Below are 10,610 nucleotides of genomic sequence, written 5' to 3'. Positions count from 1 at the left end.
TTGGGGTTAAAAAGTACTGGCCTCATAGTTCAATGGATAGAATAGAAGTTTCCTAAACTTTAGATACAGGTTCGATCCCTGTTGAGGCTACGGATAGAACCGCAAACGGTGTAATCGTTTGCGGTTTTTTTTATTGATTGGCTCCGTTTGCTTAATCAGAAAAACATTCTCCTCTTACTCATTGTCATATATTTTAGTCCCCGGAATAAGCTCCATTCCAAACAGCGCCAATAACTGATTCACTTTATCCATTCTCATACTAGTTTTCCCTTGTTCTATTTCCCGTATCAATCTTAATCCCAACCCTGACTTTAATGCAAGATCATGCTGCGTTAGACCACGCTGTTTACGTTTAGCCTTGATTAGTTGCGAAAGACTACTCATTTTATACCCTTTTGGGTATAAAAATATGAATTAAAAACAAAATTATACCCAAAAGGGTATAATACTTGTGGCCCTTCTCATCCTTTCGCTATCAAAGACATGCCACTACCAACACTCATCCCAATTGCATTTGCACCCTTTCAGTTATAAAAAATAATAAGCCATATCCGGGAAGGATCTACAGTACACGCTCACATCATTAATAACTTGTCAAAAAACTACCCGAAAGATACATACCCACCTAAACCAACCCTCCCCATACTTTGTTATCCCTTTATGCCACGCCGCCATCATCCTGATCAGTTAACCCTTTTCCCCCTGGATGCCATTCCCTCCAAAATGGTAATATATTCCATTATCATTTCACCGCCACAAAGCATAACAGACGAGGTTAAACTCCTGGAACACAAACTTTATCATCTGATCCCCGGCGCCCAAAGTGATCATTATTTAAAAGCACATATTTCCTTGCTAAAACTAACCTGTAAAGAAATGGACGAACGAATCATTCACCTGGTAAAAAAAGCGGTTGAAATGTGTGGACTACTGCGCTTCGGGATTGAGCTTGATGGGTACGAGATTTTTAATCATGGGTATACTTCAGATTCACTTGTTTTAAAAATCCGTTATCCCCGCCCGATAACGGAACTGCACAAATCACTGTTTAGTGTGCTTAAAGGTAAGCAACAAAGAATAACGCCACACCTGACAATAGTAAAGGATATACCCCACAATAAACTGAGTGGAATAGACCTCTCCGGCTTTGATTGTCACCGCTCCTTTTTGTGTGATAAAATCACCATCCTGAAAAAATCTGCTGCAGACACCACCTATAAACTACTTTCTGAAGTACTGCTGCCCGAATGATTAGCCTAATACTTCGCCTGCCCTATATCCAGTCTGTCAATTTTCCCATCCTTATCAATATGAAACTTAAAACAGGTTTTAAAATCGCCCCACTGATCGCTGTGGAAACGGCCATACACATCCAGCCCGTTGTTCTCCACTTTGTCGATACTGGTAAAACGTTCATGCCCAATTGCCTTCTGCCAGAAAGCTTTAAAATCCATTTTATTTCCATCATCATACAATGCTGCTTGATCAGTGAATAATGCAAACCAGGCTTTGCTGTCATTTGCCTGCAGGGCGTTCACCGCCTGCTTTACCGTGGCGTTGGTAAGTTTATCCGTATTCATAGTACCATTGTTTTGCTGTACAAAGAAGATCGTGGTGATGACCAATAATAACGTTTTCATTTTGCGAGCGGATGTTGCAAATAGATGATAACAAGATTCAGGAGAAAGAAAGGCACTTCTATAGCCGCGCCTTTCAGATCCCTGCCGTACAACGAAAAGCAGATGATCATCAGGATAGATGCTGCCATCAGGAAGTTACCCAGCAGGAATGTTCTGGGATACAGGATCATTAAAGCACTCAACACCGTAACTATCCCGTTAATGATGATAGCTGTTTTGCTAAAATGCCAGCGACTGAACATGGCAACCATTTCCGGTTTCTGGCCAATCATGGCCAGGCCCTGTTTCAGGCCCATAAATACAGCAAAAATAATCAGGGCGGCATTGAGTACTTTAAGTATCATAACAATAGATTTTTAATTGGTAGCGCCTCCGTTTACCAGCAAGTGCTGACCGGAAACAAAAGATGATAAATCGCTTGCAAAAAACTCTGCCAGGTTAGCCACATCTTCCACCTCAGCGAGCCTTCCCATCGGGCAGCTATCCAGTAATTGTTTTCTCAGTTCAGGATAAGCCGCGGGGTCTACAAAAATACCGGAGTGATCTACCGCGAATGGGATAATCGAATTTACGGTAATTCCTTTATGCCCGATTTCTTTTGATAAAATATCTACCAGGTATCTTGGCGTGGTTTTACTGCCACCATAAACGGCCATACCAGGTACAGGGAAAGAAGTAGTACTGGAAGCGATATAAATAATGCGGCCATTATTCTCTACGTGTTTTGCGGCCTGTTGCATAGTGAAGTAAGTCCCTTTTGTATTGATGGAAAATACTTTATCAAACTGTTCTTCTGTGAATTCCGTTACCGGTACTTCTACCATCTCTATACCAGCATTGGCTACTACAATATCAATTTTACCAAAGGCTTCTTTCGCTGCTGCAAACAGTTTTTCAAGATCGGCTACCTTGCTTACGTCGGCCTGTACGGCAATTACACGCGCCCCCATGGCGGCAATATTGCTTACTACTTCATCTGCGGATGCCTTATCCTTTGAATAATTCACCACTATATCAGCCCCCAGGGCTGCATAACGTTCAGCAATAGCTTTACCTAAACCTCTTGCTGATCCTGTGATCAGCGCCACTTTATTTTTTAAGCTGTTCATGACATTTATATTTATTCTTTCAGAAAGATGATCAGGCCATACCGCCATTCACACCGATGTTCTGGGCGCTGATCCATTTGGCATCGTCACTGGCGAGGAATACTACTACGCGTGCAATATCATCAGGCTCGCCGATACGGTTGAAAGCAGAAAGAGATGCCAACCGGGCAATCAGTTCTGCTGATTTGCCATTGGTGAATAATTCCGTATCTGTTGGGCCGGGTGAAACAGAGTTCACGTTAATGCCCCGTGCGCCCACTTCTTTGGAGAATACGCGGGTGAGCTGTTCCACGGCAGCTTTGGTGGCTACATAGGTGCCATAGGCAGGTAGCATTATACGGTTTACGGAAGTGGAGAAGTTAATGATACTACCGTTATCCGCCAGGCGGGTGGCCGCCTCCCTCATAGTATTAAAGGTACCTCTTACATTGATGTCGAACTGACGGGTAAAGTCTTCATCGGAGGTATCTTTGATCAGTTTGGTGATCATGATGCCGGCGTTGTTCACCAGTACATCGATTCGGCCATAATGCGCAATAGCGGCATCAAACAGGGCTTTTACCTCGCTGCTTTTACTCACATCGGCCTGAAGCGCAATGGCATCGCCGCCCTGTTGTTTGATGTTGTCTGCCACCTGCAGTGCTGCATCTTTGCCGCCTGCATAGTTAACAATCACTTTTGCGCCTGCGGCGGCCAGCTGACGGGCAATTTCAGCGCCAATACCTCTCGAAGAACCGGTAACGAGGATAATCTTATCTTTTAAAGTGCTCATGATTTTGTGTTTTAATCTGATAACACAAAGATGAAACAACAGTTGCCCCAAAAAGTATAAGAATTACACTAATAGTTACAAATATCTAAGATGCATGTTGCTTCCTGTAAAGTACAGGTGAAATACCGGTTTGTTTCTTGAAGTAATTACTGAAATGGGTAGCTTCTGTAAATCCCAGCTGGCTGGCAATTTCCTTAATGGATGCAGGGGAATGCTGCAGCAGCGAGCGGGCTTCTGTAATGGTTTTCTCTGAAATCCAGGTGCCTATGGGTTTCCCTGTTTTACTTTTGATCACGTTACTAAGATAGTTGGGATGTAGGTGCTGTGCATCCGCATAATCCTGTACCCTGAATACTTTACCGGCCTTACCGCTTACAAGGTCGCGGTAATGCTGTTCCAGCGTTCTTTTAAACTGTTTCACGATCTGAGAGCTGCGGTTACCTTCATATATGGGATTATAATCTTCCCAGAAATATTCTTTGATCTTCAGCAGCAGCACTACAAACAAGCTGCCAATCATCCGTGTTCTGTATGTGGAGGAGGAGAAATATTCTTTTTCTATCTGCAGGTATAATTGTTCAAACTCCGCGAACACCTTCGGCTGCAGTGTTCTGGGCGGTACTGTTTCCGCAAGAAGAAATGGGAACTCTTCAAAAATCTTCGGATGTACATTTTCCTTAAGAAAGGATTCGCTGAGTGTAACCAGGTGCACATCGTTGATCTGCTGCCATTCGAACGACTTAAAATGCCCCGGGTTAGTAAAATAAATAGTTCCGGGGGAAGTGTTAAAAGTTTGTTCATCGGTGGTATACCGGCCGATGGCATCTTTCACAAAAACAAAAGAAAAGAAATTAGTACGGTATACAATAGAAGTATAAGGCAGCTGAAGATGAATATCTTTCAGGTTATGGATGGTAAAGGCGGTTTTCGCATCTATACGGTCTACCGGCAAACCCTGGTAGAGATACTGATCCAGCAGGCTGTTAAAAATGATCCTTTCCTCCTGGCGTGCTTTCCTTTCTGGCATTGGATGTTGCTTTGTGTGAAATTAAATAAAAAAGACAGGCAATAATACCTGTCTCTATTTAACTTCACGCCTTACTCCCTGATCGTCCCTTTATCCGCCAGTGCCATCTTCGCTATATCGTCCTTTCTTTTAAACACCACACCGGCATGTTTTTGCATATAGGCAAACAACTCACTGGTAGCTTTTACCAGTTGAGGAGTACCGCCAATCCTGTCGTGAAAACTGATGGACATCATCCGTTTGCGGCGGGCCGACTCTTCATATAACTGATCGAATTCCATTTTTACCTGTTGCAGGAACTGATCAGTAGAGAACCATTGCCCAGCTACCAGCTGGATATCATTACAGCGCAATGTATAGGGCACCACTACAAAGTCGCTGCCATTCACTTTGGTAATAAACGGCTCATCGCGGCTCAGGTCATCGATATGATACAGGAAACCCAGTTCCTGCAGGATGTTAAGCGTATTATCGCCGCGGCGTAGCCAGTTGGCATTATAGCCTACCGGGGTAACGCCTGTGGCCTTTCTTACCGCTTCCACGCCATCTGCAATAAATTGTTTTTCCTCTTCATAAGGCAGCATGTACTGCGATGACCAGTCGCGGCCATGTGCGGCAGCTTCATGTCCACGTTGTACAATTTCCCTGGCCAGGGCGGGGTGTTTTTCCACGGCGCTGCCTACCATATGCGAGGTTACTTTAATGCCGTGTTTATCCCAGTTATCGAGCATGCGGGGAATGCCTTCCTTGTAGCCATACTCGTACCAGGTAGTGGCGGGAAGATCCTTGTAGCCTTTCAGCATATTTTGCGGGAACGGGCTCTCGGGCCTGTCCGGCTGCCCGCCGGCTTCAAACTGCATAGATACAGATACTACCAGCCGGGAGCCATCTGCCCATCCCGGACCTGTTGAAGCTGCAGGGGCTACTTTGGTTTGTGCCAGTGCTGTTCCCGGGAGCACCATACCTGCCAAACCGGCCAGGCCGGCTGTTTTCAGGAATTCTTTTCTTGTAGTCATTATTTTTTTATGAGATGATCAACCGCAAGAGTGTTGTATCGGATAAAAACCAGCAGTACTACAAAGAAAGCGGCATGGATCAGCTGTGAAGGCAATGCATCCCAGTTTTCTATCATGGCAGTACCAAATACCAGTAGCACCATTACTACCCCGCCGGCAATAAGGGAAGCCCGGGTAAATAAGCCTATCAGGAGCAACAGCCCGATTACAAATTCGGCGATAGGCAATGCATAGCTGAAAGGTACCACCAGCAGGTCCGGCAGCATTGATTTCTCAAAACTTTTAACCATCCAGGCGCTGAAACCATTCAACTTGGGAAGCCTTACCAGGCCGTGGCCAAACATACTCGCAGCTACTGTCAGCCGGAACAACAGGAATGCGATAGCGTTATTTTCCATTTGTGTGAATTTTGTACAGCAAAGATCTGGTGAAAGTAGACAAATAATTTGTACTTTCTTAGGATCATTCTGTACTTTTGCAGGTATGCTACAAGAGAATTTATACCAGCCTTTTGAGATTGAATACCGTGAATGCACCGAGTGCCCGATAGATCCGCATAAGCACAACTTTTTTGAACTTGTATATATCGTGGAAGGCACTGGCATGCAGTGTGTGAACAAGAACCAGCTGCCTTACAGCCCGGGAAAACTGTTCCTGGTAATGCCGCAGGACTGTCACTCGTTTGATGTACAGGAATCCACCAAGTTCTTCTTTATCCGCTTTAATAACATCTATCTTCAAAATCAGCATAAAGACTGGATACAGCAACTGGAATTCATTTTCCAGAACAATAACCATATGCCGGGGTGCATCTTAAAAAACAAAAATGATAAACCCCTGGTAAAAGCATTGGTAGAAGCCCTGATACGTGAACTGGTAAACCAGCAGCCTTATCACCGGGAAATGGCACAGCAGATTGTAAATACCATGATCATGGTGATTGCAAGGAATATACTGCTGCAAATGCCGGAACAACCAAAGCATCCGGCCAAACAGGATGCTTCCATGAATATACTGCATTACATACACGAAAATATTTACACGCCTGAAAAGCTACGGGCAGAGCAGATTGCAGCCCACTTTAATATTTCGCCTACTTACCTGAGCGAATATTTTAAACGTAACAACGGCGACAGCCTGCAGCAGTATATAACCCAATATAAACTAAAGCTGGTAGAAACAAGGTTGCAGTACAGCAGTATGCGGGTGGGCGAAATTGCGGATGAACTGGGTTTCACAGATGAAAGCCATCTGAACAGGATGTTTAAAAAATATAAAGGCGTAAACCCTTCTGCCTACCGGAAAGAGCTGCAGTTGCAGGCTAATTGAACTGCATAAAAAAGCGCCTGCAATGTGCAGGCGCTTTTACAATACCTTTTCTGTTACTATTCTTCATCATCCTCTTCTTCACCATCATCTTCCAGCCACTCCATGTAAGAGTAGTACCAGTCTTCCAGCTGTTCCAGCAGTTCCTGTTTCTTTTCCGGAGCGTTCTTATAAAATTCTTCTACATTGTCGATTTCATGAATGATATCGATGTAGGCAGTTTCTTCATCTTCTTCTACCCGTTTGGCAAAGAAGCGGGGTTTCTCGGTATGAAAAATATATTCATTTTCCGGATCTGTTACAGGGTCGTCTGCAATGAGAAATTTAGGTAGCTGTGCCATAAAGGAGTTATTTACTTTTAATGATGTTGTACGCATTTACAAGAGCTACAAAATTATTGATTATTAGCTTATAAAAAACATGCAGCGGGAATGAATAAATTTATTGAATAAATTTCACATCTTTATAGTCGTTAAAACCCATACCATATGCAGCAATATTGGCTCAGATGGGAAGAGTGGATGCAGCGGAACGCCCCCCGGCTGCTCAATATCCTTCATCCCGGTGTTACTTTTGAAGCGGTGGAATCCCTGGAAAAACTCATAGGAACGGCTATGCCGGATTCTTTCAAAGCATTTTATGCCGTTCACAACGGCCAGCAGAAAGCCAGGGCAGGCCTGGTAGATGCAGATCAGCTGCTGAGTGTGGAAGATATCATTACGCAGTGGCATCACTGGAAAGACCTGCTGGATGCCGGCACTTTCAACTATCATGATGAGCCCATACTTTCCACACCGGATACCGGCATTAAAAACGATTGGTGGAACCCGCTGTGGATCCCTTTTACCGGCGATGGCTTCGGCAATCACCTGTGTATCGACCTGGACCCTGCACCGGAAGGCAAGCATGGGCAGGTAATTACCTTCTGGCACGACGACAGCCACCGCGCCGTTATAGCCGGCTCCTTTGAAGAATGGCTACAGGACTATCTAAACGCCCTGGAAAAAGGAGAATATATTTTTGTAAAGAAATGGGGGATCGTGCACAAAGACACATTCCTGAACTACAACGACTGATGATACTGTACCGGCGAACTACCTGTCCATCGCCTGAAAGCCCTCGTAAACGCACTCAGCTCATTATAACCAAGCATCCAGGAAATATCTTTCAAAGGGTAATTACCGGAAGAAATATAATACACCGCCAGTGAATGCCGCACCGAATCTGCAATATCCTGATACTTTACGCCTTCTTCCTTCAGTTTCCGCTGTAAACTGCGTGGGCTCATGTTGAAGTTAGCTGCCATATTGTTCAGCGATGATACGCCAAGATAAGAGTTGGCCAGCAGGTAATTATAGATCCTGTTCTGCAGGGTTTGCGGCTGTCCCTGTGTTTTAGGCAGACTGCTCACCTTTTGCAGTAACAGGTTCTGAAGCTCATAATTGGCCGTTAATAGCGGCTCATCCCAATACCTGCTGTCGAATACCAGCACATATTCCCCAGCCCGTTTTGACGGCTTACAGCGGAAAACACGCTCATATTCCGCCGGGTCGGGAACGGTATACGCCAGCCGGGCGGCCTGCGGAACAATTTTCTCCAGCAGCAAACCATCCAGCTCATGGATCACCATCATCAATAAAAGATCAATCAGCTGCCGGAAAGCATAAGGCGGAGCGGCTCCGTAATCCACCAACGGCAGCAGCCGTACTGTGAAGTTCTTTGCAGTGCGGGCCACCTCCATCCTGCACTGGTCTGTAACCAGGTGCGTTAATGCGGCAGCATGTGTAAGCGCTTCCCCTACGGTAGCGCTACTCCTGATAATTTCCCCTACCACGCCCAGGGCGGCAGGTTGCAACGATTCGCCAAAATGTAACCCAAATAAAGGATCATTGGTTAACCTGCCTGCATTCAGCCACAGGTCTTGTAACTGCTGCGCAGTAACAGGAGCTGCATGGCTCTTTTTCAATGCCGCCAGGTCGATGCCTGCCAGCTTACAAAGCTGCGCCGCATCTACATCACGCTGTACCGCATATGCGATAATACTTAATACCAGCTGTTTCATATAACAAAGGTATTGGGCAGACTGATTACAAAAATCATCGTGTCGTAAAATGGTAAGTATTTGTCGGGTAAAGATAAATGATAAAGGGGCGCAGGGTAATAGCTTTGCATTATCAATTCATCAACAATAAAAAAAATATAAAATGGAACAACAAACATTACAGGTAGTAACAGATTTTGTAAATGCAGTACAACAGGTAAACCTTGAAAAGCTGGGCGCATTGCTGCACCCCGAAGTAACCTGGGAACAACCGGGCAACAACCGCTTCTCCGGTATCAAAAAATCCAGCGGGGAAGTATTCCAGATGGTAGGCGGCATGTTTGAAGTATCGCAGAATACCATGTCGCTTCATGCTGTAAAAACCATCGCTGTAAATGGTAACCAGGCATCTGTTGTACTAACGTGGAAAGCATCCAGACCTGGTGCGGAACTGCATACAGATAACGTGGACGTATATACGGTAAAAGATGGAAAAATTGTAGCGGCAAAAATATATGCAGAAGATATCCTGCAGGAAAATACTTTCTGGGGTAACTGATTCAATAACTATCACGGGCAACACCTTCCGGGCTATGGGCAGCCTGGAAGGTGTTTTTACTTACAAATACTTCCCCCCTGCTGTTACGTATAACAGTTACTTTCTTTCCAGCATTTGTTAATAAGGAGAAATCAACTACCGGTTGTATTATAGCTACGCGTTACTTTTATTCTCCCCGTGAGGTGTAGGAACAGATAGATACAGACCAATTCGGCTACTTCACAGGCAGAGGGTTTACCGTAAATGAATATACGAAAAAAAACTGATCCGGTACGGGGAAAATCCCCGGTATGTACCCTGCGATACGGTAAAAAGAACATCTGTAAAAAACTGTATTTCAATAAACAAATCAAGTGGCATTATTGTTGAATAATAACCAGCATCAGGCAATCATTTTTTAATTAAAAAAGCAATAAACATGAAAACTCCAAAATTTCTGATAGCTGCAGCCGTTGGCATAGCAATAGCACTGGCCGGCCAGCACGCTTTTGCACAGGGAATAGACAGCACCGCCAAAAAAGTAGGGCATAAAACAGCCTCTATTGCCGTGAAAGGGGCCTCCGCCATTACAGACAAAATTTATAAAGGCAAGGAAGGACCGGGCGGAGAAACCGTTTACATCGATAAAAAAGACAGGAAATATATTGTAGACGGGAAAGGTAAGAAGGTATATCTGAAGAAATCGCAGATACATGATAAGAAGAAAGACTAGATCTACACTGCCATAACGTAAGCCGGCCAGGGAAACCTACCGGCTTTTTGCTGCCTGTAAACCTAAAAACTCCCACGTATGCAACTGAAACCAGGTGCCTGTTATAAGGTTAATACCAAAAATATTGCGGCATTACAGCAATTCGGCGAATATGAATTTGTAGTAGCTGTGATCCATGCCAACGACACCTCCGACAGCGCAGTTTTTGAGCTTAAAAAACTCCTGGGCCATTACAGCACTGAACAGGAAATAGCCACCCGCCAGGCGGTGGAAACACATGCCGATGGATTTTCACTGGAAGACATCACAGGGAAACAATTAAACCTCCCCCAATTTGAAAAGGAAAGCGCTTTTATAAAATGGATCACCGAAGGCATTGCTACGCCCTGCGATTGCAACGCATAAATA

General features: G+C 44.6%; 16 protein-coding genes and 1 tRNA gene. 7 read left to right on the top strand and 10 right to left on the bottom strand.

What is annotated here, in order from left to right:
* The first annotated feature begins 18 nt into the window (after positions 1-18).
* Positions 19-90: transfer RNA gene (locus VIM72_RS23465), tRNA-Arg, on the top strand.
* 84 nt (positions 91-174) lie between these two features.
* Here the strand turns inward: VIM72_RS23465 and VIM72_RS32350 are convergent.
* Positions 175-384 carry a helix-turn-helix transcriptional regulator gene (locus VIM72_RS32350; RefSeq protein ID WP_349258984.1) on the bottom strand — a complete coding sequence of 70 codons (210 nt, stop codon included), beginning with the start codon at positions 382-384 and terminating at the stop codon, positions 175-177.
* A 276-nt stretch (positions 385-660) separates the two neighbouring features.
* On the opposite strand from VIM72_RS32350, the gene VIM72_RS23460 reads away from it, so the two are divergent.
* Positions 661-1,251, top strand: a complete 591-nt coding sequence (locus VIM72_RS23460; protein ID WP_332005254.1) for a 2'-5' RNA ligase family protein — start codon at positions 661-663, stop codon at positions 1,249-1,251.
* 5 nt (positions 1,252-1,256) lie between these two features.
* Here VIM72_RS23460 and VIM72_RS23455 read toward each other — a convergent pair whose 3' ends face one another.
* The 7 genes from VIM72_RS23455 to VIM72_RS23425 form a co-directional block, all read right to left on the bottom strand.
* Complete coding sequence (locus VIM72_RS23455) at positions 1,257-1,640, bottom strand: hypothetical protein (RefSeq protein ID WP_332005253.1); 384 nt, start codon at positions 1,638-1,640, stop codon at positions 1,257-1,259.
* Positions 1,637-1,984 (bottom strand): DoxX family protein, encoded by a 348-nt coding sequence (locus VIM72_RS23450; RefSeq protein ID WP_332005252.1) that lies wholly within the window; start codon positions 1,982-1,984, stop codon positions 1,637-1,639. The genes VIM72_RS23455 and VIM72_RS23450 overlap by 4 nt, the downstream gene beginning before the upstream one ends.
* 12 nt (positions 1,985-1,996) lie before the next feature.
* The gene (locus tag VIM72_RS23445) at positions 1,997-2,749 is read right to left on the bottom strand and encodes an SDR family oxidoreductase (protein ID WP_332005251.1); all 753 of its coding nucleotides are present in this window, start codon (positions 2,747-2,749) and stop codon (positions 1,997-1,999) included.
* Between the two features lie 31 nt (positions 2,750-2,780).
* Positions 2,781-3,521, bottom strand: a complete 741-nt coding sequence (locus tag VIM72_RS23440; RefSeq protein WP_332005250.1) for an SDR family oxidoreductase — start codon at positions 3,519-3,521, stop codon at positions 2,781-2,783.
* Positions 3,522-3,606: 85 nt separating this feature from the next.
* Entirely contained in the window at positions 3,607-4,548 is a 942-nt protein-coding gene (locus VIM72_RS23435; RefSeq protein ID WP_332005249.1) for an AraC family transcriptional regulator, read from the bottom strand.
* A gap of 71 nt (positions 4,549-4,619) precedes the next feature.
* Positions 4,620-5,564: a polysaccharide deacetylase family protein gene (locus tag VIM72_RS23430; protein WP_332005248.1), complete on the bottom strand. Its 945-nt coding sequence runs from the start codon at positions 5,562-5,564 to the stop codon at positions 4,620-4,622.
* Positions 5,564-5,962: a DoxX family membrane protein gene (locus VIM72_RS23425; protein WP_332005247.1), complete on the bottom strand. Its 399-nt coding sequence runs from the start codon at positions 5,960-5,962 to the stop codon at positions 5,564-5,566. Before VIM72_RS23425 ends, VIM72_RS23430 begins: the two co-directional genes overlap by 1 nt.
* 85 nt (positions 5,963-6,047) lie before the next feature.
* On the opposite strand from VIM72_RS23425, the gene VIM72_RS23420 reads away from it, so the two are divergent.
* Positions 6,048-6,893 (top strand): AraC family transcriptional regulator, encoded by an 846-nt coding sequence (locus tag VIM72_RS23420; RefSeq protein WP_332005246.1) that lies wholly within the window; start codon positions 6,048-6,050, stop codon positions 6,891-6,893.
* Between the two features lie 56 nt (positions 6,894-6,949).
* Here the strand turns inward: VIM72_RS23420 and VIM72_RS23415 are convergent, their stop codons facing one another.
* Positions 6,950-7,231 (bottom strand): hypothetical protein, encoded by a 282-nt coding sequence (locus VIM72_RS23415; RefSeq protein ID WP_332005245.1) that lies wholly within the window; start codon positions 7,229-7,231, stop codon positions 6,950-6,952.
* Between the two features lie 147 nt (positions 7,232-7,378).
* Here VIM72_RS23415 and VIM72_RS23410 point away from each other — a divergent pair, with 147 nt between their 5' ends.
* Complete coding sequence (locus tag VIM72_RS23410) at positions 7,379-7,966, top strand: SMI1/KNR4 family protein (protein ID WP_332005244.1); 588 nt, start codon at positions 7,379-7,381, stop codon at positions 7,964-7,966.
* Here the strand turns inward: VIM72_RS23410 and VIM72_RS23405 are convergent.
* Positions 7,954-8,952, bottom strand: coding sequence for an AraC family transcriptional regulator (locus tag VIM72_RS23405; protein ID WP_332005243.1), 999 nt, complete (start codon positions 8,950-8,952; stop codon positions 7,954-7,956). The genes VIM72_RS23410 and VIM72_RS23405 overlap by 13 nt on opposite strands.
* Before the next feature lie 142 nt (positions 8,953-9,094).
* Here VIM72_RS23405 and VIM72_RS23400 point away from each other — a divergent pair, with 142 nt between their 5' ends.
* From VIM72_RS23400 to VIM72_RS23390, 3 genes are all read left to right on the top strand, one after another.
* Positions 9,095-9,490 carry a nuclear transport factor 2 family protein gene (locus VIM72_RS23400; RefSeq protein ID WP_332005242.1) on the top strand — a complete coding sequence of 132 codons (396 nt, stop codon included), beginning with the start codon at positions 9,095-9,097 and terminating at the stop codon, positions 9,488-9,490.
* Positions 9,491-9,908: 418 nt separating this feature from the next.
* The gene (locus VIM72_RS23395; protein ID WP_332005241.1) at positions 9,909-10,202 is read left to right on the top strand and encodes a hypothetical protein; all 294 of its coding nucleotides are present in this window, start codon (positions 9,909-9,911) and stop codon (positions 10,200-10,202) included.
* A gap of 78 nt (positions 10,203-10,280) precedes the next feature.
* A complete protein-coding gene (locus tag VIM72_RS23390; RefSeq protein WP_332005240.1) occupies positions 10,281-10,607 on the top strand; it encodes a hypothetical protein in 327 nt (108 codons plus the stop codon).
* Positions 10,608-10,610: the final 3 nt, after the last annotated feature.

The organism is Chitinophaga sp., assembly GCF_036569185.1.
In the GTDB taxonomy this organism is placed as follows: Bacteria; Bacteroidota; Bacteroidia; order Chitinophagales; family Chitinophagaceae; genus Chitinophaga.
This window is presented reverse-complemented; position numbering and strand designations above follow the sequence as displayed.

Excerpts from the sequence above, each read along its gene's own strand:
- VIM72_RS32350 (WP_349258984.1), bottom strand. The coding sequence starts at position 384 with ATGAGTAGTCTTTCGCAACTAATCAAGGCTAAACGTAAACAGCGTGGT.
- VIM72_RS23460 (WP_332005254.1), top strand. The coding sequence starts at position 661 with ATGCCACGCCGCCATCATCCTGATCAGTTAACCCTTTTCCCCCTGGAT.
- VIM72_RS23455 (WP_332005253.1), bottom strand. The coding sequence starts at position 1,640 with ATGAAAACGTTATTATTGGTCATCACCACGATCTTCTTTGTACAGCAA.
- VIM72_RS23450 (WP_332005252.1), bottom strand. The coding sequence starts at position 1,984 with ATGATACTTAAAGTACTCAATGCCGCCCTGATTATTTTTGCTGTATTT.
- VIM72_RS23445 (WP_332005251.1), bottom strand. The coding sequence starts at position 2,749 with ATGAACAGCTTAAAAAATAAAGTGGCGCTGATCACAGGATCAGCAAGA.
- VIM72_RS23440 (WP_332005250.1), bottom strand. The coding sequence starts at position 3,521 with ATGAGCACTTTAAAAGATAAGATTATCCTCGTTACCGGTTCTTCGAGA.
- VIM72_RS23435 (WP_332005249.1), bottom strand. The coding sequence starts at position 4,548 with ATGCCAGAAAGGAAAGCACGCCAGGAGGAAAGGATCATTTTTAACAGC.
- VIM72_RS23430 (WP_332005248.1), bottom strand. The coding sequence starts at position 5,564 with ATGACTACAAGAAAAGAATTCCTGAAAACAGCCGGCCTGGCCGGTTTG.
- VIM72_RS23425 (WP_332005247.1), bottom strand. The coding sequence starts at position 5,962 with ATGGAAAATAACGCTATCGCATTCCTGTTGTTCCGGCTGACAGTAGCT.
- VIM72_RS23420 (WP_332005246.1), top strand. The coding sequence starts at position 6,048 with ATGCTACAAGAGAATTTATACCAGCCTTTTGAGATTGAATACCGTGAA.
- VIM72_RS23415 (WP_332005245.1), bottom strand. The coding sequence starts at position 7,231 with ATGGCACAGCTACCTAAATTTCTCATTGCAGACGACCCTGTAACAGAT.
- VIM72_RS23410 (WP_332005244.1), top strand. The coding sequence starts at position 7,379 with ATGCAGCAATATTGGCTCAGATGGGAAGAGTGGATGCAGCGGAACGCC.
- VIM72_RS23405 (WP_332005243.1), bottom strand. The coding sequence starts at position 8,952 with ATGAAACAGCTGGTATTAAGTATTATCGCATATGCGGTACAGCGTGAT.
- VIM72_RS23400 (WP_332005242.1), top strand. The coding sequence starts at position 9,095 with ATGGAACAACAAACATTACAGGTAGTAACAGATTTTGTAAATGCAGTA.
- VIM72_RS23395 (WP_332005241.1), top strand. The coding sequence starts at position 9,909 with ATGAAAACTCCAAAATTTCTGATAGCTGCAGCCGTTGGCATAGCAATA.
- VIM72_RS23390 (WP_332005240.1), top strand. The coding sequence starts at position 10,281 with ATGCAACTGAAACCAGGTGCCTGTTATAAGGTTAATACCAAAAATATT.